The sequence below is a fragment of the Nocardioides zeae genome (assembly GCF_030818655.1).
Taxonomy (GTDB): domain Bacteria; phylum Actinomycetota; class Actinomycetes; order Propionibacteriales; family Nocardioidaceae; genus Nocardioides; species Nocardioides zeae_A.
This window is the reverse complement of the sequence record NZ_JAUTAN010000001.1, coordinates 961,758-985,191: the sequence shown is the minus strand read 5'-3', so window position 1 is coordinate 985,191 and position 23,434 is coordinate 961,758. Positions and strand designations below refer to the sequence as shown.

General features: G+C 75.2%; 19 protein-coding genes. 3 read left to right on the top strand and 16 right to left on the bottom strand.

Annotation, left to right across the window (positions count from 1 at the left end):
• Position 1: 1 nt before the first annotated feature.
• The 14 genes from ftsZ to mraZ all read right to left on the bottom strand — a co-directional run bounded on the left by ftsZ (position 2) and on the right by mraZ (position 16,195).
• Complete coding sequence (gene ftsZ / locus QE405_RS04655) at positions 2-1,222, bottom strand: cell division protein FtsZ (protein ID WP_307199047.1); 1,221 nt, start codon at positions 1,220-1,222, stop codon at positions 2-4.
• A 180-nt stretch (positions 1,223-1,402) separates the two neighbouring features.
• Entirely contained in the window at positions 1,403-2,155 is a 753-nt protein-coding gene (locus tag QE405_RS04650; protein WP_307199046.1) for a cell division protein FtsQ/DivIB, read from the bottom strand.
• Positions 2,152-3,591 carry a UDP-N-acetylmuramate--L-alanine ligase gene (murC, locus tag QE405_RS04645; RefSeq protein WP_307199045.1) on the bottom strand — a complete coding sequence of 480 codons (1,440 nt, stop codon included), beginning with the start codon at positions 3,589-3,591 and terminating at the stop codon, positions 2,152-2,154. Before murC ends, QE405_RS04650 begins: the two co-directional genes overlap by 4 nt.
• Positions 3,588-4,676, bottom strand: a complete 1,089-nt coding sequence (murG, locus tag QE405_RS04640) for an undecaprenyldiphospho-muramoylpentapeptide beta-N-acetylglucosaminyltransferase (protein ID WP_307199044.1) — start codon at positions 4,674-4,676, stop codon at positions 3,588-3,590. Before murG ends, murC begins: the two co-directional genes overlap by 4 nt.
• A gap of 114 nt (positions 4,677-4,790) precedes the next feature.
• Complete coding sequence (ftsW, locus tag QE405_RS04635; protein ID WP_307199043.1) at positions 4,791-6,056, bottom strand: putative lipid II flippase FtsW; 1,266 nt, start codon at positions 6,054-6,056, stop codon at positions 4,791-4,793.
• Positions 6,057-6,100: 44 nt separating this feature from the next.
• Complete coding sequence (gene murD / locus QE405_RS04630) at positions 6,101-7,612, bottom strand: UDP-N-acetylmuramoyl-L-alanine--D-glutamate ligase (RefSeq protein WP_373459440.1); 1,512 nt, start codon at positions 7,610-7,612, stop codon at positions 6,101-6,103.
• Positions 7,594-8,670, bottom strand: coding sequence for a phospho-N-acetylmuramoyl-pentapeptide-transferase (gene mraY / locus QE405_RS04625; RefSeq protein WP_163770355.1), 1,077 nt, complete (start codon positions 8,668-8,670; stop codon positions 7,594-7,596). Before mraY ends, murD begins: the two co-directional genes overlap by 19 nt.
• Complete coding sequence (locus QE405_RS04620) at positions 8,667-10,124, bottom strand: UDP-N-acetylmuramoyl-tripeptide--D-alanyl-D-alanine ligase (protein ID WP_307199041.1); 1,458 nt, start codon at positions 10,122-10,124, stop codon at positions 8,667-8,669. Before QE405_RS04620 ends, mraY begins: the two co-directional genes overlap by 4 nt.
• Positions 10,124-11,761, bottom strand: coding sequence for a UDP-N-acetylmuramoyl-L-alanyl-D-glutamate--2,6-diaminopimelate ligase (locus tag QE405_RS04615; RefSeq protein WP_307199040.1), 1,638 nt, complete (start codon positions 11,759-11,761; stop codon positions 10,124-10,126). Before QE405_RS04615 ends, QE405_RS04620 begins: the two co-directional genes overlap by 1 nt.
• 37 nt (positions 11,762-11,798) lie before the next feature.
• Positions 11,799-13,565, bottom strand: a complete 1,767-nt coding sequence (locus tag QE405_RS04610; protein WP_307199039.1) for a peptidoglycan D,D-transpeptidase FtsI family protein — start codon at positions 13,563-13,565, stop codon at positions 11,799-11,801.
• Positions 13,566-13,708: 143 nt separating this feature from the next.
• A complete protein-coding gene (locus tag QE405_RS04605) occupies positions 13,709-14,335 on the bottom strand; it encodes a hypothetical protein (protein ID WP_307199038.1) in 627 nt (208 codons plus the stop codon).
• Positions 14,332-15,372, bottom strand: a complete 1,041-nt coding sequence (gene rsmH / locus QE405_RS04600) for a 16S rRNA (cytosine(1402)-N(4))-methyltransferase RsmH (protein ID WP_307199037.1) — start codon at positions 15,370-15,372, stop codon at positions 14,332-14,334. Before rsmH ends, QE405_RS04605 begins: the two co-directional genes overlap by 4 nt.
• Entirely contained in the window at positions 15,369-15,530 is a 162-nt protein-coding gene (locus QE405_RS04595; RefSeq protein WP_307199036.1) for a hypothetical protein, read from the bottom strand. Before QE405_RS04595 ends, rsmH begins: the two co-directional genes overlap by 4 nt.
• A 236-nt stretch (positions 15,531-15,766) precedes the next feature.
• Positions 15,767-16,195 (bottom strand): division/cell wall cluster transcriptional repressor MraZ, encoded by a 429-nt coding sequence (mraZ, locus tag QE405_RS04590; RefSeq protein WP_307199035.1) that lies wholly within the window; start codon positions 16,193-16,195, stop codon positions 15,767-15,769.
• 464 nt (positions 16,196-16,659) lie between these two features.
• Between mraZ and QE405_RS04585 the strand changes: the two genes are divergently transcribed.
• The 3 genes from QE405_RS04585 (at position 16,660) to QE405_RS04575 (ending at position 21,380) form a co-directional block, all read left to right on the top strand.
• Positions 16,660-17,664 carry an AAA family ATPase gene (locus QE405_RS04585; protein ID WP_307199034.1) on the top strand — a complete coding sequence of 335 codons (1,005 nt, stop codon included), beginning with the start codon at positions 16,660-16,662 and terminating at the stop codon, positions 17,662-17,664.
• Positions 17,661-18,938, top strand: coding sequence for a DUF58 domain-containing protein (locus QE405_RS04580; protein ID WP_307199033.1), 1,278 nt, complete (start codon positions 17,661-17,663; stop codon positions 18,936-18,938). Before QE405_RS04585 ends, QE405_RS04580 begins: the two co-directional genes overlap by 4 nt.
• A 321-nt stretch (positions 18,939-19,259) precedes the next feature.
• The gene (locus QE405_RS04575; protein ID WP_307199032.1) at positions 19,260-21,380 is read left to right on the top strand and encodes a transglutaminase family protein; all 2,121 of its coding nucleotides are present in this window, start codon (positions 19,260-19,262) and stop codon (positions 21,378-21,380) included.
• Positions 21,381-21,558: 178 nt separating this feature from the next.
• Here QE405_RS04575 and QE405_RS04570 read toward each other — a convergent pair whose 3' ends face one another.
• Both QE405_RS04570 and dinB read right to left on the bottom strand, forming a co-directional pair.
• Positions 21,559-21,990, bottom strand: coding sequence for a DUF3040 domain-containing protein (locus tag QE405_RS04570; protein WP_307199031.1), 432 nt, complete (start codon positions 21,988-21,990; stop codon positions 21,559-21,561).
• A 160-nt stretch (positions 21,991-22,150) separates the two neighbouring features.
• A complete protein-coding gene (dinB, locus tag QE405_RS04565) occupies positions 22,151-23,410 on the bottom strand; it encodes a DNA polymerase IV (protein WP_307199030.1) in 1,260 nt (419 codons plus the stop codon).
• Positions 23,411-23,434: the final 24 nt, after the last annotated feature.

Sequence of the window (23,434 nt, the reverse complement as noted above, 5' to 3'; positions counted from 1 at the left end):
CTCACTTGAGGAAGTCGGGCACGTCCAGGTCGTCCTCGAAGTCGACCTGCGGCGCGGGCTGCGCCGGGCGCTGCGCACCCACGGGGACGCTGGGGCGCTCCTGCGGCTGCGGGGGCAGGGGGCGGGGCTGCTGCTGCGGGGCCGGCGCGTACGTCGCCTGCTGCGGCACCGGCGGGGCCTGGCGCTGCTCGGCGCGGGCCGGGGCCTGCGGCGCCTGCGGGGCCGCCTCCGCGCGGGACCGGCCGAGGGCGGCGCCCTCTTCGCGCTTCTTCGGCTGGCCGCCGTCGAACCCGGCGGCGATGACCGTCACGCGGACCTCGTCGCCGAGCGCGTCGTCGATCGTCGCACCGAAGATGATGTTGGCCTCGGGGTGCACCGCGTCGGCGACGAGCGCCGCCGCCTCGTTGATCTCGAACAGACCGAGGTCGGAGCCACCGGAGATCGACAGCAGCACGCCGTGCGCACCATCGATGGAGGCCTCGAGCAGCGGCGACGAGACGGCCATCTCGGCCGCCTCCACGGAGCGGTTGTCGCCCCGCGCCGAGCCGATGCCCATGAGGGCGGAGCCGGCGTTGGCCATCACGGACTTCACGTCGGCGAAGTCGAGGTTGATGAGGCCGGGGGTCGTGATGAGGTCCGTGATGCCGGAGACACCCTGGAGCAGCACCTGGTCGGCCTGCTTGAAGGCGTCGAGCACGCTGACGTTGCGGTCGCTGATCGACAGCAGCCGGTCGTTGGGGATGACGATGAGGGTGTCGACCTCCTCCCGCAGCGCGGCGATGCCCTCCTCGGCCGAGCCCGCTCGGCGGCGGCCCTCGAACATGAAGGGGCGGGTCACGACACCGATCGTCAGCGCGCCGAGCGAGCGGGCGATGCGGGCCACCACGGGCGCGCCGCCCGTGCCGGTGCCGCCGCCCTCACCCGCGGTCACGAAGACCATGTCGGCGCCCTTGAGGACCTCCTCGATCTCGTCGGAGTGGTCCTCGGCCGCCTGCTGGCCGACGTCGGGGTTGGCCCCCGCGCCGAGGCCGCGGGTGAGCTCGCGGCCGATGTCGAGCTTCACGTCGGCGTCGCTCATGAGCAGCGCCTGGGCATCGGTGTTGATCGCGATGAACTCGACGCCCTTGAGGCCGACCTCGATCATCCGGTTGACGGCGTTGACGCCGCCGCCGCCGATGCCGACGACCTTGATCACGGCCAGGTAGTTCTGCGCAGCTGCCACGGCGGCTCGCCTCTCACGTTCTCGGGGGTGGTGGGTCAGGGATCGAGGTCTCAACCTTCACCCTCAGGCTGAGGGTTAGAGTTATGTCAACCTCGTCGTGCCGACGACAGTAGGTTCTCGTCGGGTCCCGTTCGGGGAGGCACGCCGCGTGTCGCCGGCGTGGCGTGTCGCGATCGTGCGTCAGCGCGTGGTGGGACGTGCCGGGACGCTGACGTCGTACTCCTCGACGTCCAGGTCGTCCTGGGCGAGCAGCACGGACAGCACCTCGCCCTTCGCGTCGGAGTCCTCGGCGCTCCCCCACACCACGCGCGACCCGTCGCGCAGGCTCAGGTCGATCTGGTCGACCGAGGTGACCGCGATGCTGGCCACCTGGGCCGCGGTGGCGGCCGGCATCGCCGCGACGACACGCGCCGCCTCGACGACGGCCTCGGTGTCGGCGTCCTCGCCGAGCTCGACGAGCGGGAGGTCGGTCGGGGCCTCCTCGTAGGTGCGGAAGGCGACGCCGTCGGCGTCGATGCCCTGCACGGTCGTGCCCCGCACCACCACCGCGATGGCGACCCGCTCCACGACGTCGATCCGGATCCCGTCCGGCCAGGCACGCGTCACCGTCGCGTCCCGCACCGCGGCGAGCGCCTCGACGCGGCGCTCGATCCCGGCGACGTCGACGCGCGCCAGGGGGCGGCCCTCCGGCACCCGGGCGGCCGCGCGGACGTCGGCGGCCTCGAGCACGTCGGCGCCCCGGACCTCGACCTCGTCGACCGCGAGCACCGACGAGAAGAAGACGAGCCACAGGGCGGCGGCGACGACCCCGAGGGCGACGACGACGCCCGCGACCCAGCGCCACGGCGACCAGCGCGCGCGACGGCGCCGCTCGAGGAAGAGCTGCCGGGTGTCGTCGTCCGCCCCCCGGGGGCGGGTGGGGGCGGGGCTCATGAAGGGCCGGCGTCCCCGGCAGCCAGGCCCGCCAGGCCCGCCAGCACGAGCGGGCCGACGGTGGTGATGTCGCCCGCCCCCAGCGTCAGCACGAGGTCGCCCGGCCGCGCGCGACGGACGAGCTCGGCGGCGACGTCGTCGAGGCCGGGCACGAAGGCCACGGCGTCCCCGGGCAGCGGCACCGCGTCCGCGACCAGCGCGCCGGTGACCGCGGGGTCGGCCTCCTCGCGGGCGAGGTAGACGTCGGCGACGACGACCTGGTCCGCCGCCCCGAGCGCGGCGCCCATGGCCGTGCCGAAGATGCGGGTGCGGGAGACGAGGTGGGGCTGGAAGGCGACCAGCAGCCGGCCCTCGCCGGCCACGGAACGCGCGGCCTGGAGGTCGCCGACGATCTCCTGGGGGTGGTGGGCGTAGCTGTCGTAGACACGCACCCCTCCCACCTCGCCCTTCGCCTCCATGCGCCGACGGGTGCCCGTGAACGACTCGAGCCCGGCCCGTAGCGCGTCCGCGGGATGACCCAGGAGCAGGCCGGCCGTCAGGGCGAGGGCCGCGTCGACGACGTAGTGGCGGCCGGGGATCTGCAGGGTCACCGGGCCGACGTCGACGCCGTCGGGACCGGTCAGCGCGAACGTCGAGCGCGTGCCCGCGAAGGACACGTCGTGGATGCGCCAGGCGGCCTCGGGCGACTCCCCCACGCCGACGGCGCGGATCCCGCGCCCCTCCGCCGTGGCCAGGAGGGCGGCCGCCCCGGCGTCGTCGGCCGACGCGACGAGCGTGCCGCCCGGCTCGATCCGGTCGAGGAACCGCTCGAAGGCCGCCCGGTAGGCCTCCTCGCTCCCCCAGACGTCGAGGTGGTCGGCGTCGACGTTGGTGACGACCGCGAGGTGCGGGCTGTAGACCAGGAACGCCCCGTCGCTCTCGTCGGCCTCGGCCACGAACTCCTGCCCGGCACCGTCGTGGGCGTTGGTGCCCAGCTGCGCGAGCTCCCCGCCGACGGCGTACGACGGGTCCGCACCCGTCGCGACGAGCGCGGTGGTCAGGAGCGAGGTGGTGGTGGTCTTGCCGTGCGTGCCGGCGACGGCCACGACCCGCCGTCCGGCCATCACCGCCGCGAGACCCGCCGAGCGGGGCAGCACCCGCAGGCCCCGCGCGTAGGCGGCGACGACCTCGGGGTTGTCCTCGCGCACCGCCGTGGAGACGACCAGCGTGTCCGCGTCGGCGACCTGCTCGGCTGCGTGGCCGACGTGGACCCGCGCGCCGGCCGCCGCGAGGGCGTCGAGGGTCGACGAGGCCGCCCCGTCGCTGCCCGACACGGTGATCCCGCGCGCGAGCATGATGCGGGCGATCGCCGAGAGGCCGGCACCGCCGATGCCGACGAAGTGGACGCGGCCGAGCTCCTCGGCCGGGAGGATCTGCTCCGGCACCGGGACCCTCATCGGGCGCGCCCCCGTCCGGCGGCCTCGGCGACCAGGGCGGCCAGCCGCTCGTCGGCGTCCCGCGGGATCAGCGCCGCCGCGGCGGCGCCCATCCCGGCCAGCCGGTGCGGGTCGGTGGCGAGGTCGGGCACGGTGGCCGCGATCCACTCGGCGCTGAGGGCGGCGTCGGACACGAGCAGCCCGCCGCCGGCGTCCACGACGGGACGTGCGTTGAGCTCCTGCTCGCCGTTGCCGATCGGCAGCGGCACGAAGACGGCGGGCAGGCCCACCGCCGCCGCCTCGGTCACGCTCGACGCGCCGGAGCGGCACAGCACCAGGTCAGCGCTGGCGTAGGCGAGGTCCATGCGCTCCACGAAGTGCTCGACGACGTAGGGGACGCCCGGGACGGGCTCCGGCTGCGCCTCACCCTTCGGTCCGACGACGTGCAGCACCTGCACGCCGGCCTCCCCGAGGGCCCGCGACGAGGCGGCGACCGCCTGGTTGAGCCGGCGGGCGCCCTGGGAGCCGCCGGTCACCAGCAGGGTGGGCAGCGACGGGTCGAGGCCGAAGCTCGCCCGCGCCTCGTCGCGCAGGGCGGCCCGGTCGAGGGTGGAGATCATCTGCCGGATGGGCAGGCCGACGTACGTCGCGCCCTTCAGCGGGGTGTCGGGGAAGCTGACCGCGACGTGGTCCGCGACGCGGGCGCCGACCTTGTTGGCGATGCCCGGCAGCGCGTTCTGCTCGTGGACGACGAGGGGCAGCTTGCGGCGCCGCGCGGCGACGTACACGGGCATCGAGACGTAGCCGCCGTAGCCGACCACCACGTCGGGGCGGAAGCGGTTGATGACGGCACCGGCCTCGCGCACCGCCGCCCGGAGGCGACCCGGGACGCGCAGCAGCTCCATGCCGGGCCGGCGCGGGAGCGGGACCGGCGGGATGAGGGCCAGCTCGTGCCCGGCCGCGGGCACGACCCGGGTCTCCAGGCCACGGGCGGTGCCCACGCACAGCACCTCGGTCGCGGGGTCGCGGCGCAGCAGCGCGTCGGCGGTCGCGAGCAGGGGCGAGGTGTGGCCGGCGGTTCCTCCGCCGGCGAGCAGCACGCGCATGATCGGCCTTCCTCGGTCACGGTCCGGGCAGGCGCCGGACCTCGTCGTCGGTGTCTCGGGTCGCGGGTCAGTCTCGCGGGTGCTCACCGGGGACCGGGGTGCGCCCCCTCGCGGTCAGCGACCGCGGCGTCGTGCGGCGAGCGCCGCGGCGGCCTCCGGCTCGCGCCGGGCGAAGGAGATGAGCAGGCCGAGGGCCACGATGGACGGCACGAGCGCCGAACCGCCGTAGGACACCAGCGGCAGCGGGATGCCGATGACCGGCAGCAGCGTCAGCACCATGCCGACGTTGATGAGCGCCTGCCCCAGCAGCCAGACCACGATGCCGAAGCTGGCGTAGCGCACGAAGGGGTCCGCGGTCGTCGACGCCAACCGGATGGCCGCGACCGCGATCGTGAGGAACAGCGCGAGGACGAGCATGGTGCCGAACAGGCCCAGCTCCTCGCCCAGCACCGCGAAGATGAAGTCGGTGTGGGCCTCGGGGAGGTCGCCCCACTTCTGCTGGCTGGCCCCGATCCCCTGGCCGAACACCCCGCCCGAGGAGAGGGCGAACAGGCCGTGCGCGGGCTGCCAGCCCGCGTCGTGGAAGTCCTTGAAGGGGTCGAGGAAGTTGGTGATGCGCTTGACGCGCTCCTTGCTCGTCCACGCGAGGACCAGCGCGAGGACCCCGATGCCCGCGAGCGTGATCGCGAAGTAGCGGGCCGGGAACCCCACGACCCACAGCATCGCCAGCAGGATCGCCATGACGACGAGCGCCGTGCCGAGGTCGTGCTGGAGGAGCACCAGCACCATGATCACGAGCATGACGGGCACGACGGGCACGACCATGTGCCGCAGCTGGTCGAGGCGCCGCTCCTTGTTGGCGTAGACGTCCGCCGCCCAGAGCACCAGCGTCAGCTTCGCGACCTCCGACGGCTGCACCTGCACCGGGCCGAGCGCGACCCAGTTCGTGTTGCCGTTGACGGTGACGCCGAGGGGCGTCTGGGTGGCCAGCAGCAGGGCGACCACGACGAACAGGCCCGGGAACCACATGAGCCGACGCACGACCCGGGGTGGCATCCGCGCGACGACGGCCGCCACGACGATGCCGATCACCGCCCACATCAGCTGGCGCTTCACCACCAGGTAGGAGTCGCCCGTCGCCTTGAAGGCGTAGACGCTCGAGGCGCTCAGCACCATGACGAGGCCGATGGTGAGCAGGAGCGCCGAGGCACCCAGGAGCAGGTAGTACGACGTGAGGGGACGCCCGAGGGCGCTCCGCACGACCTGGACCCATCCCAGGCCGCGGCGCAGGTCCGGGCGGCCCTTGCGCGGGTCCGGCACCGCGGTCCCGCGGACGGAGGTGCGGCCGGTCGAGACGGGGGGCTCCTGCGTGGTGGTCACCGGTGTCCTTCCCGTCCCTCCAGGTCGAGCCGCTCCGCGAGCGGCTAGTCGAGCCCCTGCTGTCCGTCCTGTCGCTGCTGCCCGCCCCGCCGCCGCACGGCGGCGGCGAAGGCGTCGCCGCGGGCGCCGTAGTTCGCGAACATGTCCATGGACGCGCACCCCGGGGCCAGCAGCACCGTGTCCCCCCGCTCGGCGAGCCGGGCGGCGGCGTCGACGACCACCGCCATGGGGTCGCCGACGGAGGAAGTCTCCTGCTCGTCGAGCACGATGAGCGGGACGTCGGGGGCGTGTCGCGTCAACGCGTCCACGATCACCGCGCGGTCCTGGCCGTAGACGACCGCCCCGCGCAGCCGCGGCCGGGCCGACTGGACGAGCTCGTCGAACCGGGCCCCCTTGGCCAGCCCGCCCGCGATCCACACCACGGGGTCGTAGGCCTGCAGGGACGACTGCGCCGCATGGGGGTTGGTGGCCTTGGAGTCGTCGACCCACCGCACCCCGTCGAGCACCGCGACCTCCGCGATGCGGTGGCCGTCGGGACGGAAGGCCCGCAGGCCGTCGCGCACCGCCTGCTGCGAGACCCCGTGGCCCCGGGCCAGCGCGGCCGCGGCGAGGGCGTTGGCCACGAAGTGCGGGGCGGGCGACGCCAGGTCGGCGACCGTGCAGAGCTCGGCCGCGCTCGTGCTGCGCTGCTCGACGAACGCGCGGTCGGCCAGGATGTCCTCCACCAGGCCGACCATCCCCACGGCCGGCATGCCGAGCGTGAAGCCGATCGCCCGGGCGCCCTCCACCACGTCGGCGTCCCGCACCATCTGCTCGGTGGCGGGGTCCGCGACGTTGTAGACGCAGGCCCGCTGCACGTTCTCGTAGATCCGGGCCTTGTCGGCGGCGTACCCGCGCATGTCGGCGTACCAGTCGAGGTGGTCCTCGGCGAGGTTGAGCACCGCCGCCGACTCCGCGCTCATCGACCGCGTGTAGTGCAGCTGGAAGCTGGAGAGCTCGACGGCCAGCACGTCGTAGCCGGCCGGGTCCATGACCGCCTCGACGACCGGGCGGCCGACGTTGCCGACCGCGGCGCTGCGCAGACCGGCGGCGGTGAGGATCGCGTCCAGCATCTGCACGGTGGTGGTCTTGCCGTTGGTGCCGGTCACCGCGAGCCACGGCGCCGGGCGCTCCGGGTCGCGGAGCCGCCAGGCGAGCTCCACCTCCCCCCACACCGGTACGCCGCGGGCGGCCGCCTGCGCCAGCAGGGGCGCGTCGGGACGCCAGCCCGGCGAGGTCACGACGACGTCGACGTCCTCGGGCAGCTCCGCCGTCGTGCCGGGCCCGAGGCGCACGGTGGCCCCGAGCACCTCGAGGAGCTCCGCCTTCTCGGGCCGGTCCCCCGCCGTCGACTCGTCGAGGGCGGTCACGTCGGCGCCGAGGTGGTTGAGGTTGTCGGCGGCGGCGAAGCCGGAGACACCGAACCCGGCGACGACGGCGCGCACGCCCTCCCATGAGTCGGTGCGGCCGAGGGCGGCGGGGTCGCGGCGGGCGCCGCTCACAGGTTCGCCACCCACTCGGCGTAGAAGATGCCCATGCCGGCCGCGACGAAGGTGCCCGTGATGATCCAGAAGCGGATCACCACGGTGACCTGCTCCCAGCCGAGCATCTCGAAGTGGTGGTGCAACGGGGCCATGCGGAACAACCGTCGACCCTTCGTCGCCTTGAAGAAGCCGACCTGCAGCATCACCGAGAGCGTCTCGAGGAGGAACAGGCCGCCGAGGATGACGAGCAGCAACTCGGTGCGGGTGAGGATCGCCAGACCGGCGAGCGCGCCGCCGAGCGCGAGGGAGCCGGTGTCGCCCATGAAGATGCGGGCCGGCGAGGCGTTCCACCAGAGGAAGCCGAAGCAGGCGCCGGTGATGGCCGCCGCCACGATGCCGAGGTCGAGGGGGTCGCGCACCTCGTAGCAGTACTCGTTGACCTGGCCCGGCCCGCACAGCTGGTTGAACTGCCAGATGCAGACCAGCGTGTAGGCGCCGAAGACCATCGTCGACGCGCCCGCGGCGAGGCCGTCGAGCCCGTCGGTGAGGTTCATGCCGTTGCTCGTGCCCGCGATGATGAACCAGATGAGCAGCACCGCGACGACGGCGGGCAGGCCCAGCCAGGCGATGTCGCGGAGGAACGAGACGTGGTTGGACGCCGGCGTGCGCCCGTTGGCCGCCGACTCCAGCCACGGGGAGAGCGCCAGCGCGCCGAAGGTCAGCGCGATGACGGTCTGGCCGATCATCTTCGCCTTGCTCCGCAGTCCGAGGCTGCGCTGCTTGTAGATCTTGATGAAGTCGTCGAGGAACCCGACCATGCCGAGCCCGACGAAGAGGAAGAGCAGCAGCCAGGCCGACGCCGACGGCGGCGTCCACGTCACGAGCTTGGCGAACAGGTAGCCGAGCACCGCGGCGGCGATGATGACGATGCCGCCCATGGTCGGCGTGCCGCGCTTGGTGTGGTGGGAGGTCGGTCCGTCGTCGCGGATCTCCTGCCCGTAGCCCTTCGCGGACAGCACCCGGATCGCCACCCGGGTGCCGAGCAGGGACAGCACCAGCGCGAGTCCACCCCCGAGCAGGATCGCCCTCACGTCGTCGGTCCTTCCTGTTGGTCCGGGTCGCCCGCGCCCTCGGCACGGTCGCCCCCTGTTGCCAGCAGCCCCTCGGCCACCACCTCGAGCCCGCCGCCCCGCGATGCCTTGAGGAGCACCACGTCGCGAGCCGAGACATTGTGTCGCAGCCAGGCGAGCGCCTCGTGCCGGGTCGGCGTGAGGTGCGCCTCGGCGCCGGCCGCCCGCGCCGCGTCGGCGATCCAGCCGCCGACGCCGTCCGCCGCCCCCACCGCGACCACGACGTCGACGCCGAGCTCGCCGGCCGTGTGCCCGAGGGCCACGTGCTCGTCGTGGGAGGTCTCCCCCAGCTCGAGCATCTCGCCCAGCACGGCGATGCTCCGCCCCACCGAACGCCGGTCGGCGATCGAGACCAGGGTGCGCAGCGCCGCGGCCATGGACCCGGGGTTCGCGTTGTAGGCGTCGTTGACGACGAGGAGCCCGTCGTGGCGCTCCGTCACCTCCATCCGCCACCGGGAGCGGAGCGACGACGCGGCCAGCCCGGCCACGACGACCTCGAGGTCCACCCCCGCGCCGATCGCCAGTGCGGCGGCCGCGGCGGCGTTGGCCACCTGGTGGGCTCCCGAGGCGGTGAGCTGCAGCGGCAGCCAGGTGCCGTCGTGCCCCACCTCGACCTCGGGCCGGCCCAGCTCGTCGAGCGTCAACCCCCGCCACGCCACGCCGTCGGGGCCGGCGCCCTCGCCGAAGTGGAGGACGCGGGCCGGGGTGCGTCCGACCATCGCGGCGACGCGGGCGTCGTCGGCGTTGAGGACCGCCACCCCGTCGGCGGAGAGCGCCTCGACGATCTCGCCCTTGCCGCGTGCGATCGCGTCGACGGAGCCGAACTCGCCGAGGTGGGCCGTGCCGACGTTGAGCACCGCGGCGACGTCGGGCGGGGCGATGCTGCAGAGGTAGGCGATGTGGCCGATCCCCCGCGCCCCCATCTCGACGACGAGGTAGCGCGTCGCGGCGTCGGCCCGCAGCACGGTCAGCGGCACACCCAGCTCGTTGTTGAAGTTGCCGGACGTCGCCACCGTGGGCCCCGCCGCGGCGAGCACCTGGCTCAGGTAGTCCTTGACGCCCGTCTTGCCCTGGCTGCCCGTCATGGCCAGCACCGTGAGCTCGCCCTCGGCACGCAGCCGGTCGAGGACGAAGCGGGCCAGGCGACCGAGCGCGACGGCCGGGTCGGGCACGACGACCGCCGGGACGCCGACCTCGCGCGCGCCCAGCACCGCCGCGGCGCCTCCGGTCACGGCGGCGGCCGCGAAGTCGTGGCCGTCGACCCGCTCGCCGGCGAGCGCGACGAACAGCCCGCCCTCGGGCACGTCGCGCGAGTCCAGGGAGGCCGGGGCGGTGACCCGCACGTCGGCGGCCTCGGGCGGATCGACGCGGCCACCGGTCGCGGCGGCGATCTCCGCCAGGGTGAGCGGCAGCATCAGGGACGGTCCTCCTGCACGGGATCGGCTGCGGGACGGAGCCGCTCGAGCTCCTCGGCGGCGACGACGCGGTCGTCGAACGGGTGCACGACGCCGTGCACCTCCTGGCCGGTCTCGTGGCCCTTGCCGGCGAGCACGACGATGTCGCCCGCCGCGGCGAGCTCCACGGCGGCCCGGACGGCGAGGCGACGGTCCCCGATCTCGCGCACCTCGGCGCGCGCGTCGGCGGGCACCTCGGCGGCGCCCGCCAGCACCGCTGCGCGGATGGCCGCCGGGTCCTCGGTGCGCGGGTTGTCGTCGGTCACGACGAGCACGTCCGCCAGCTCCGCGCCGATGCGGCCCATGAGGGGACGCTTGCCCGGGTCGCGGTCACCTCCCGCGCCGAGCACGAGGACGAGACGACCGGTGCTGAGCGGGCGCAGCGTGCCGAGGGCCGCGGCGACCGCGTCCGGCTTGTGGGCGTAGTCGACGACGACCGTGAACGGCTGCGTCGTCGGCACCCGCTCCAGCCGGCCGGGCACGCCGGCCGACGCGGCCAGCCCCGCCGCGACCTCGGCCGCGTCCTCCCCCGCCTCCACGCACGCGGCGACGGCGGCCAGCGCGTTGGCCACGTTGAAGTCGCCGGGCAACGGCACGGCGGTCTCGACGCGGAGGCCGCCCGGGCCCACCAGCGTGAACCGCGACCCCTCGGGCTCCGCGACCACGTCGACCGCGCGCCAGTCGGCGGCCGGGTCGTGGAGCGCGAACGTCACCACGGGCACGCCGGCGTCCGTGGCGAGCCCGACCAGCCGTCGCCCGAAGGGGTCGTCGACGTTGACGAGGGCCCGGCGCGTGCGCCGCGGCGTGAAGAGGGAGGCCTTCGCGGCGAAGTACTCCTCCACGTCGGCGTGGAAGTCGAGGTGGTCCCGCCCCAGGTTGGTGAAGACGGCGACGTCGAACACGACGCCGTCGACACGACCCAGCACCAGCGCGTGGCTCGAGACCTCCATGGCGCACACGCGCACGCCGTCCTCGACCATGCGGGCGAACAGGCCGTGCAGGTCGGGCGCCTCGGGGGTGGTCAGCACCGTCGGCACGTCCCGGCCCAGCACCCGGGTGCCGACCGTCCCGATGACGGCGGCGGGGACGCCGGCGCCGGTGAGCGCCTGCTCCGCGAGCCGCGTGGTCGTGGTCTTGCCTTGGGTCCCGGTCACCGCGATGGTCGCCATCCGGGCCGCCGGGGCACCGTGCACCGCCGCGGCCAGCACCCCGAGCACCGCGCGCGGCTGCTCGACGACGAGCACCGGCACGGCCCGCACGTCGTCGGACCCGGCGGTACCGGCGGCCATCCGCGCCGCCCCGTCCGCGTCGGTCAGCACCGCGACGGCGCCGGACGCGACGGCGGCGGACGCGAAGTCGGCACCGTGGGCGCGGGCGCCAGGCAGCGCGACGTACAGGTCGCCGGGCAGGACGCGGGCCGAGCTGAGCGTCACGCCCGTGACGGCGAGTCCCGTCACGACCGGGTCGTCCCCGGCGGCGAGGGCGGCGCCCAGGTCGGCGACGAGACCGGCGAGCGGCACCGGCGCGGGGTCGCGGGGCCGGGCCGCACGGAGCGCGGCCCGGTCGTCCGACGCCGACGTGGGAGGTGTCGAGGTCATCGGAGCAGCCTAGGACGTGTGCGGCCCGAGCACGGCGTCACCACTCCACGGGGAGGTCGGAGGCCGGCGTGCCGGTCGGCGCCACCGCGTAGGTGCGCAGCACGTGGGACATGATCCGGCTGAACGCCGGGCCCGCCACCGAGCCACCGCCACCGCTGGCGGGGTCGTGCACGACGACGTACACGGTGAAGCGCGGGTCGTCCGCCGGCGCGAAGCCGGCGAAAGAGACGGACGTGCCGTCGTAGCCGCCGTCGACGGCCCGCTGCGCCGTGCCGGTCTTGCCGGCGACGCGGTAGCCCTCGACGCGCGCACCCGGCGCGACGCCGGCATCGGGGTCGACCACCCGCTCCATCATCTCCGCCGTCTCGGCGGCCGCCTCCTCGCTCACCACGCGCCGCGTCGTCGTCGTGTCGGTGCCGACCGTCAGGCCGTCCGCGGTGGTCGCCTCGCCCTCGACGAGGCTCGGCGAGACGTAGACCCCGCCGTTGGCGATCGTGTTGACCGCGCTGATCATCTGCAGCGCGTTGACCGACAGCGACTGCCCGAAGGCGATGCGGTCGTGCTCCATCTGCGTCCAGTCGTCCGCCGGCGGCAGGATGCCGGACGCCTCGCCCCGCACGCCCACGTTGGTCGGCTGCCCCAGCCCGAAGGCGGTCAGGTAGTCGTGCAGCTCCGCCGAGGAGAAGGCGTCGTTGGCCAGCACCGTGCCGATGTTCGACGACTTGGCGAGCACGCCCGCCAGCGTCAGCCGCAGGGTGTCGTGCTCCCAGTAGTCGCCGATCCGTCGGCCCTGGCGCTCCAGGTGGGACGGCACGGTGATCCGCGTCTCCGGCGTGACCTTGCCCGCGTCGATCAGCGCCGCCATCGTCAGCGCCTTCTCCACCGAGCCCGGCTCGTAGACGTCGCTGAGGGCGCGCGACCCGAGGTCCGACTCGTCGGCGGCGAGGGGCTCGCTGGCGTCGTACGTCGGGTAGTCGGCCAGCGCCAGGACCTCGCCCGTGCGCGTGTCCTCCACGATCGCGACGCCCGACTCGCCGCCCGAGCCCTCGACGGTCTCGCGCAGCACCTGCTGCACGTACCACTGCACGTCGCGGTCGATCGTCAGCGTCAGGTCGGACCCGTCGGTCGGCTCCACCGTCGAGCTCTCGCCGCGGGGCAGGCGGTTCCCCCCGCTGACCTGGTACGTCGCGGAGCCGTCCTCGCCGGCGAGCAGGGGGTCGAAGGTGCGCTCGAGGCCGTAGAGCGCCTCGTCGGTGCCCATGAAGCCCACGAGGTTCGCGGCCACCTCGCCCGCCGGGTAGTCGCGGACGGGGTCCTGCTCGGTGTAGACGCCGCCGAGGCCCTCCTCCTTGACCGCCGCCACCGCGTCGAGGGCGGTGGTGGCGGGAACGCGGCGGGCGATGTACTCGTAGCGGCTGCCGTCGGTGCGGAGCCGGTCGAGGGTGGAGAAGTAGTCGACGCCCAGGCTGTCCGCCAGGATGCGGGCGATCTCCGGGGCCTTGTCCGAGGTCAGGGACGGGTCGGCGATCACCATGAGCCCCGTGACCGACACGGCGATCGGGTCGCCGTCCCGGTCGAGGATGTCGCCCCGGGCCGCGGGGAGCGTCACGGTGCGCGTGCCCCGCTCGGCCGCCATCGCGGCGTACTGGCCCGGGTCGATGCCCTGCAGCTGCACCAGGCGCGCCGCGAACAGCGAGACGACCATCGCGATGAGCACCAGGCCGATCCGCAGCCGGAGCTGCACCGAGCCGCGGGCGCCGTTCCGTCGCAGGGTGGGGCCGGTGGGGGCGGGTCGGGGTGCCACGGGACGCTCCGTCTCGGTCGATCGGGGAAGGGACGGGACCGGCCGGAGCCGGTGGGTGCATGTCTACTCGGCGTGCTCGGTGCTGCGCGGGAGGTCGCGAGCGTGTCGGGCCACCGGGCTCGCCACCAGGCTCGCCACCGGGCTCACGGCTGGGCCGGCGCGTCGTCCGTCGGCAGGTCCTGCTCGCCGCCGGTGGGAGCCTGCTCCCCCTGGGCCGTGCCCTGGGCCGTTCCCCCGGCCGTCCCCTCGGCCGTCCCCTGGGCCGTCCCCGTGGCGGGCGTGGCGGGCGGGGTCACGTCGCGGTAGATCGGCGCCGGGTTGAGCACGGCCGGCTTCACGGGCTCCGGCGGCGCCACGTCGAGCGCGTCGTCGGGGCTCGCGGGCACGCCCGGGACCGTGATGCGCCCCTCGCGCAGGTCGATCACCGCCGGCGCGGTGGCCGGGACCATCCCCATCGCGGAGGCCTGCTCGGCCAGGCGCTGCGGGTCGCGCAGCTCCTCGGCCTGGCGGGCGAGCGTCTGCTCCTTCGCGTCGAGCAGGTCGACCCGCGACTGCAGCTCCGCACCGGTGAAGGCCGCCTGCTGCATCGACGTGTTGAACAGCAGCAGCCCGACGGTGCCGGCCAGCAGCACCGCGCCGACCAGGATGACGAAGGGGACGCGCGGAGCGCGGGCCCGCACGCGCGGGACCACCTGGAGCCGGGCGCGCTCGACCGCCTCCTCCGCGATGCGGGGGACGCCACGCCACCGGGGTGCGGGTGCACTGCTCATCGTCGAGCTCCTCCGTCCTGCTTGCGGTTGCGGTCACTGCTGCTGGGGTTGCTGCCGGCGGGACGGACCCGTTCGACGGCCCGGAGCCGCACGGAGGCGGCCCGGGGGTTGTGCTCCATCTCGTCCCGGTCGGCCTTCTCGGCGCCGCGGGTGACGAGCCGGAGCTCGGGCTCCGACCCCTCGGGCACGAAGGGGAGGTCGGCCGGCACCTCGCTGCGGCTGCCCGCGGTGAAGGCCCGCTTGACGAGCCGGTCCTCGAGCGAGTGGTAGGACTCGACGACGACCCGTCCGCCCACGCCGGTGGCCTCCAACGAGGCCGGCAGCGCCCGGCGCAGCACGGCGAGCTCGTCGTTGACCTCCATGCGCAGCGCCTGGAAGGTGCGCTTCGCCGGGTGGCCCCCGGTGCGGCGCGCGGGGGCGGGGATGACGTCGTACAGCAGCTCGACGAGCGGTCCCGACGTCGTGAACGGCACGCGGGCGCGGCGCTCGACGATCGCGTCGGCGATGCGACGGGCGAACTTCTCCTCGCCGAAGTCCCGCAGCACGCGGGTGAGCTCGGCGGCCTCGTAGGTGTTGAGGAGGTCGGCGGCGGTGCGCCCGCGGGTGGGGTCCATCCGCATGTCGAGGGGGGCGTCCTCGCGGTAGGCGAACCCCCGGTCGCGCTCGTCCAGCTGCAGGGAGGAGACGCCCAGGTCGAAGAGGACGGCGTCCGCCCCGCCCACCGACGGGCGGCCGAGGTCGGCGAGCACGTCGGGGATCTCGTCGTACACCGCGTGCACGCCCGTGAAGCGGTCGCCGAAGGGAGCGAGCCGGCGGCCCGCCCGGGCGAGGGCCTCGGGGTCCCGGTCGATCCCGACGACGTGGGCGGTGGGGATGCGCTGCAGGACGGCCTCGCTGTGGCCACCCATGCCGAGCGTGCAGTCGACGAGCACGGCGCCGTCGGTCGCGAGGGCCGGCTCGAGGAGCGCGACGACCCGGTCGAGGAGGACCGGGACGTGTGCGTGGGACTGCTCGGGGGACTGCTCGTCGGCGCTCACGGCTGCAGTCCCGCCGTGAGGAGCGCGAGCAGGACGACGAGCGCGGCGGAGACGGCGACCGAGAAGGCCATGCGGCCCAGCGCGTCGCGGGCGAGGTCGCGGACCCGCGGCAGGGGCGTCTCGCCACCTGCCGCTCCGTCGACCCTGACCTCGGCCATGGATGTGATCCCTCGCTGCTCGACCCCGCACCTGCCCACCCGCCGGCCCGTCGGCCGGCTCTCCCCGACGGCGCCCGCCGGGGAACGAGAACGACGTACGACCAGGTCCCTGCCCGCCTCCTGGGGAAGTGCGCGTCTGGAACCGGGGAAGGGACCCCAGACGCGCGTAGGAGGCGGGCCCGAGACCTCGCCGTACGTCGCTGTTGAGTTGCTGCCCTGCTGTCGTGCCGTCCCGGTCAGACGCCCGGGAACACCTCGTCGCTGAGCGCCGAGTACCGAGGCTCCTGCTCCTCGGTGTACGCCGCCCACCGCTCGGGGTTCCAGACCTCCAGCCGGTTCATCGCACCCACCACCACCACCTCGCGCTCGAGCGAGGCGTAACGCCGCAGGATCGGCGGGATCGTGATCCGGCCCTGCTTGTCGGGGACCTCGTCGGACGCGGCGGCGAAGAGCATGCGGACGAAGTCGCGCGCTCCCTTGTCGGTGAGCGACGCGTCCTGGATCCGCTCCGTGAGCCGTTGGAAACCCGCGGCGGACCAGATCGACAGGGCGTTCTCCTGCCCCCTGGTCACCACGAGGCCGTCCTTCATCGCCTCCCGGAACTTCGCCGGCAGGAAGATCCGCCCCTTGTCGTCGAGCTTGGGCGTGAAAGTGCCGAAGAACATCGGTCACCTCCACCTCGACGGGCGCGGACACCTCCTGCCCCCTGCGCTCCACATTACTCCACAATCCTCCCTCGTCAACCATTCTGCTCCACCAGAGCCTTCTTTCGCTCCCCCTCCGCGCCCCAACGGCCCGACCCGGCCCGGTCCGGTCCGATGCCCGCCGGGGAGCCGCGGGGAGCGCCAGGGCCCACAACCACGCGGTACGGCGCGCCTCCGCGGCCCCGCCGGCCGGTCGTGGGGCGCCGTGGTGGAGCGAGGTGGAGCGCCAGTGGAGGTCGGGGAGCGCCGGTGGGGCGCCGGGGAGGGCCCACGCCCCGGCGGAGCGGGGTGGAGCACCGGGGTGGAGGAGCGACGGTTGCCGCCACGCGTCGGGGGAACGGTGTCCGCCGCTCCCCCGATATGCCTACGGTGGTGGCGGGTCGCTCCGCCGCGGCCGCCCGCACGAGAACGAGGTCCCCACGCCGATGACGAGCAGCACCGAGCCGACGCCCCACCCGGCGCCGCCCGCTCCCGCCGACCTGCAGACGCTCACCCGCACGACCACGCGCCTGCGCCGCAACATCGAGAAGGTGATCGAGGGCAAGAGCGACGTGGTGCGCTCGGCCGTCGTCGTGATGCTGGCCGAGGGACACCTGCTCCTCGAGGACGTGCCCGGCGTGGGCAAGACCATGCTGAGCAAGGCGCTGGCCCGCAGCATCGACTGCACCGTGCGCCGCATCCAGTTCACGCCGGACCTGCTGCCCTCCGACGTCACCGGCGTCTCGGTGTTCAACCAGCAGACGCGCGAGTTCGAGTTCCGCCCCGGCGGCGTGTTCGCCAACGTCGTCATCGGTGACGAGATCAACCGCGCCTCCCCCAAGACGCAGTCCGCCCTGCTCGAGTGCATGGAGGAGCGGCAGGTCACGGTCGACGGCACGTCCTACGAGCTCGACAGCCCGTTCCTCGTCGTCGCGACCCAGAACCCGGTGGAGATGGAGGGCACCTACGCGCTGCCCGAGGCCCAGCGCGACCGCTTCATGATGCGCGTCTCGATGGGCTACCCCGTCGAGACGGCCGAGGTGCAGATGCTCGCCCACCACGCGGGCCGCGACCCGCTCGGCGACCTCGAGCCGGTCACCGACGCCAGCGAGATCCGCAAGCTGGTCTCCATCGTGGCGCAGACGTACGTCGCGGAGCAGGTCCAGCGCTACGCCGTCGCCATCGTGCGGGCCACCCGCACCTCCCCCGAGCTGGTGCTCGGCGCCTCGCCGCGGGCCACGCTCCACCTCGTGCGGGCGGCGAAGGCGGTGGCGGCGATGAGCGGGCGGGAGTTCGTGGTGCCCGACGACGTCCTCGCGCTGGCCGTGCCCGTGCTCGCGCACCGCGTGGTGCTGCGGACCGACACCCTCGGCGCCCCGCGCTCGGCCGCCGACGTCGTCGGGCGCCTCGCCGCCTCCGTGCCCTCGCCGGGCGGGCCCCAGCCCCGGTGAGGGCCCCACGACGCACCCGACGCGGGCTCGGCGGCCTGACCGTGCGGGGGCGCGCCTTCGTCGCCGCCGGCGCGACGGCCGTCGTCTGCGCGGTCGTCCTCGGCCAGGCGACGCTCGCCAGTGCGGGCGTGCTCGCGGTCGCGCTCCCCCTGGTCAGCCTCGTCGCCACCCGTGCGAGCCGGTTCGAGGTGCACCTGCGCCGCGGCCTGTCCCCGACCCACGTGGAGGTCGGCGGGACGAGCACCGTCCACCTCGGGCTCGCGGTCACCGGGCGGGTCCCGCGCGGCACCCTCCTCCTGGAGGACCAGCTGCCCTACGTGCTGGGCGCCCGCCCCCGGATGGTGGTGCGAGGCGTGCGGGGGGCCTGGACGGGCGACGTCGCCTACCCGGTGCGCGCCGAGGTGCGGGGCCGCTACGAGACCGGGCCCCTCGTCGTACGCGTCCGCGACCTGTTCGGCACCGTCGAGCTCGTGCGCGAGTTCCACCACACCGGTGCGCTCACCGTCCGCCCCCAGACCCACGCGCTCCCCCGACGCACCCTCGGCGAGGGCTCGGGCACGAGCGGTGACGAGCAGCTGCGGGCCGCCGCTGTCGGCAGCGCGGAGGACGCATCGGTGCGCGACTACCGGATCGGCGACGACCTGCGCCGCGTCCACTGGCGCACGACGGCCCGCACGGGCGAGCTGATGGTGCGCCGTGAGGAGGAACGGCGCGAGACCCATGCCGTGGTGCTGCTCGACAACCGGACGTCCTCGCACGAGGGCGTCGGGCACGGCTCGTCGTTCGAGGCCGCGGTGGTGCTCGCCGCCTCCCTCTGCGCCCACCTCGCCCGACTGGGCAACGTCGTCCACCTCCACGACGCGGGCGGGCTGCTCGTCAGCGCACCGGCCGGTGGGGCCGGCGCCACGCAGGCGCTCGACGCGCTCGCCGTCACCGCGCTCACCGACCGCACCGACCTCGCGCCCCTCGGCCCCCGCGGCGGCGTGGGTCGGCGCGACATCCACCTCGCCCTGCTCGGTCGTCTGGCCCCGGCGGACGACGCGGTCCTCGCTGCGGCCCGCGCACGGGCCGTCGCCGCGCACGCCGTCGTCCTCGACGTCGCCCGGTGGCACCCCGACCAGCTGCGCGCGGCCACCGTCGCCGCGCCCCTGCGCGAGGTCCTCCACCTGGCCGCGCGCGGGTGGCACGCGGTCCCGGTCGGCCCCGAGGACACCGTGACCGGGGTCTGGTCGGCGCTGTCGGCCGCTCGCCGTCCCGCGGGGGTGGTCCGGTGAGTCCCGGCCCGGCCCGCTTCGTGCGTCAGCTCCTCCTCGGGCTGCTGGCCGCGGCCGCGACGATCGTCACGCTGCAGTCCTGGCGGGACTTCACCGTCCGCCCGGACGACCTCGTCGGCCCCGCCCTCGTCGCGGCGGCGGCCCTGCTCGCGACCGGCACCGCGCTGCGTCTCCTCCCGCTCCCGGCGGTCGTGGTGGCCGCGCTGCAGCTCGTCGTCGCGGGACTGCTCGTCGTCGTGCTCGTCGGCGGTTCCTTCCCCGTCCCCCGGAGCAGCCGAGGAGACCGTCGACCGCATCCGGGCCGCCCTCGAGGTCGCCCAGGTGCAACCACCGCCCGTCCCCCTCGACGGGGGCGGCATCCGCGCACTGCTCGTCGTCGGCGCCGTGCTCTTCCTCTGGATCGCCGACACCGTGGCCGCGACCTTCCGCACCGGTCCGGCCCTCGGCCTGCCGTTGCTCGCCGCCTTCAGCCTGCCGGTCACCATCCTCCGCACCGGGGCGCCGTGGTGGGTCTTCGCCGTGGCGGCGCTCCTGTACGTCGCCGTACTCGCCCTCCACGAGGCCGACGACCTCGGGCGGTGGGGCCGCCGGGTCGTCGCCCGCCGTCCGGGAGGACCGGACGGGGCCGCCGACACCCTGCCCGGGCCGCCCGTGGCCGGGACGGCCGTCGCGGTGACCGCCGTCGGCCTGGCGCTCGTCGCCCCCCTCGCGGTCCCGGTGCTCGACCTGGGCCTCCTCGACCGCGCCGGCCTCCGCGGCGGGGCGGGCTCGGCCGTGGTCCTGCGGGACCCCACGGCCGACCTCCAGGGCGACCTCACCCGTGGCGACGACGTGGAGCTGCTCGCGATCACGACCGACGACCCCGGGGCCGCACCCCCGTCGTACCTCCGCATCGGCGGCCTCAACGAGTTCGACGTGGACGAGCAGCAGTGGCGCCCGGGAGGCGGCGACGAGCGCGCCCTCGACGAGGCCCGCCTGCAGCTCCCCGAGGGGGCCCGGAACGGCGACCCGCGGGTGACGTGGAACATCCGGGCGACCGACGCCTTCAGCTCGTCGTGGCTGCCCACGCCGACCAACCTGACCGACATCTACGCGGACTCCGGCTGGCGCTACCGCCCCGCCGGCGACGACTTCACGCGCGACGACGGCCGCACCACCGCGGGCCAGAGCTGGGAGACGACCGAGGTCCTGCCCTCGTTCACCCGCCAGGACCTCGATGCGGCGGGCCAGGACTACCCCGCGCGCCTCGCCCCCTTCCTCGAGGCGCCGGGCGTCGACCCGCGCATCGCCGAGCTGGCCGCGTCCATCGTCGCCGGCGCGACCACGCCCGCCGACCAGGCCGCCGAGCTGCAGGCCTTCTTCCGCGACCGCGACGAGTTCCGCTACGACCTCCAGGTCTCCTCGAGCTCCGACGACTCGCTCACGGAGTTCCTCTTCGACACCCGGGCCGGCTACTGCCAGCACTTCGCCTCGGCCATGGCCGTGATGGCCCGGGAGCTGGGGATCCCCGCCCGCGTCGCCGTCGGCTTCCTCACGCCCGAGCTCATCGCGCCCGGTCGCTGGGAGCTGAGCGCCCACGACCTGCACGCCTGGCCGGAGCTCTACTTCCCGGGCATCGGCTGGGTGCGCTACGAGCCGACGCCCGGCCAGCGGGCCAGCGCGACGCCCGGCTACTCGGCCCCCGACCCCAGCGGCCCCGGCGCCACCTCCGGGACGGACCGGCCGACCCCCACCTCCCGACCGACGACGAACGCGCCCACCAGCGGCCCGACCAGCGCGCCCCCGAGCAGCGCCGCGCCGGCCGACGGCGACCAGGGCGCCGACGACGGCCGAGGTGGCGCGGACGGGTTCCGGCCCGCGGTGGTCCTGTCGGTGGTCGGCGCGACCGTGGGCGTGCTGGGCCTGCTCGTCCTCCTCCTGGCCCCCCGCCGCATCCGGGAACGCCAACGCCGCCGTCGACGGGCGCTGGGGGTCGAGGGCGCGTGGGACGAGCTGCGAGCGACGCTCATCGACCACCGGGTCCCGTGGCCGCCGCACCGCTCCCCCGCCGACACCGCCCGGACCCTCGTGGAGGACTGGGAGACCGAGCGCGCGGAGCGGGCGGAGCGGGCGGAGGCAGGGACACCCGCCGGCATCGACGGCACGGCGCTCGCGCCCCTCGAGCGTCTCGTCACCCGCCTCGAGCTCGCACGCTACGCACCGCCCGCAGCCGGCCCCGGTGCGGACGCCGACGAGGCGTGGAGCGACGCGCAGGCGGTGGCGGACGCCCGCACCGCCGGACGGGGCGGCACGCGCCGCGCCCGCTGGCTGCCCGCGTCGGTCGTCGTCGACAGCCGGGAACGACGACGTACCGGCGACGCGGGGCTCGGCCCCGACGGACACGCGACGACGGCGCCCGCGGTGGACGGCGGCTCCGACGAGGAGGAGCTGGCGCGCCGCTGAGCCGTCTCCCTCCCCACCCGGGGTCGTGGTGCCAGGCCGTCGGTTTCCGCAGGTCTGGCACCACGACCCGGGGAGGGGGCGGGTTCGCGGAGGAGCGGGCCGGGCAACGGAAACGCCCCCGGTCGGAGGACCGGGGGCGTCGGGTGTTGCCGGGGGGTGGATGGCGGAGCCGCGCGGCTCAGTAACCGCCCTCGCGGCGGCGGCGCCACCGCTGCTCCATGCGCTCCATGAAGGAGCCGGAGCCGCGCGGGGAGCGCTGGCGGCGCGGACGACGTCCACCGTCGATGACGGTGAGGCCCTGGCCGGCCTGGAGCGCCTGCTCGGGGGTGTCGGGCACGGCGTGCCGCGCCCGCAGCGCGGTGAGGCCGAAGACCGCGGCGCCCAGCATGACGAGGAAGCCGACGATGCCCACGATCTCCTGGCGGGCGACGACGCCCGTCATCAGCAGTGCGATGCCGGCGACGAAGCCGGTCGACGACAGGATGATCCGGCGGCGGACGCTGCCGGCCATGCGCGAACCCCGCAGGGTCGACGCGAACTTCGGATCCTCGGCCAGGAGGGCGCGCTCCATCTGCTCGAGCATCCGCAGCTCTTCCTCGGAGAGCGGCACGTTTCCTCCCATGGCTGTCGACCACGACGCCGGACGTCCTTCTGCTTCACCCGCCCCGTCGCGATAGCTCGGCGAGGGAGGTGACGCCTACCCAAGATTCTAGGCAGGCGCTGGTGACGACGGTAGACGGACATGGAAATTGCCCGTGCGCCGCCCCCGATCACCACGACCACCAGCCGGCCGGGTCGGTGTCCGGCTCCTCCGCCGATGCTGCTGGGCGGGCCTCCGCGGGGTGCGCCTCGAGGAGCGTGGCGCGGGCCAGGGCACCGCTCCCGAACCGCTGGCGCACCCGGTCGGCCGCCTCGTCCGTGTGGCGCCAGCCCCGCTCGGGGTCGCCGAGGGCCAGCTGCTCCGCGTGCCCAGCGGAGTCCCGCAACCCCGACAGCCGCACCCCGACGAGCCGTACGGCGCGGCCCGGGTCCCGCAGGTCGTCGAGGAGGCGCACGGCGAGCGCGTGGACGTCCGTCGTGGTCGCGGTCGGCTCCGCCAGGGTGCGCGCCCGGGACACCGTCGTGAAGTCCGGGTACCGGACCCGGACCGTGACCACGGAGGCGACCAGGTTCGCGCGCCGCGCGCGGGCCGTCACGCCGAGGGTCAGCCCGAGCAGGACGCCGTGGAGCTCCTCGGCGTCCCCCACGTCGCGGGCCAGCGTGCGGTCGGAGCCGATGGAGCGTTGCCGCTCCCGGGGTCGGAAGGCCGCGTGCAGCCGCCCTCCCTCCGCGCCGCGCAGCAACGCGTGCACCTGGGCGCCACCGGCCCTGCCGAGCGTCGCCTGCAGGAGCTCGAGCGGGAGGCGGCGGGCGTCGGCGACCGTGGTGACGCCCATGCGCTCCAGCCGGGCGCGGGTGGAGGGGCCGACCCCCCACAGCTCCCCCACGTCGAGCGGATCGAGGAAGTCGCGCACCTCAGCAGGCGGCACGACGACGAGACCGTCCGGCTTGGCGCGACGGGACGCGAGCTTGGCGACGCTGCGGGTCGCGGCCACGCCCACGGAGCACGTGATCCCGACCCGCTCGACCACCCGGGCGCGCACCGTCTCCCCGAGAGCCCGGGGGGTCGCCGTGCGGCGCGCGCCCCCCACGTGGAGGAAGGCCTCCTCCTGCGAGAGCGGCTCCACCTCGGGCGTCACGGTCGCGAACGCCTCGAACACGGCGGCCGACGCCTCGGCGAAGGCCGCGAAGTCCGGAGGCACCACCACCAGGTCCGGGCAGCGCCGCCGGGCCTGGGCCGTCGGGGTGCCGGACGCGACGCCCCGTCGACGCGCGGGATAGGTGGCGCAGAGGATCACGCCGCGGTCACCGCCCCCGGCGACGACCACGGGGAGCCCCGCGAGCTCGGGACGCCCGCGCAGCACCACCGACGCGTAGAACGCGTCCATGTCGACGTGCAGGACCGGGCAGTCCTCGCTGCCGTCGCTCACCGGGCCGCACCCGGCGGGCGGGCG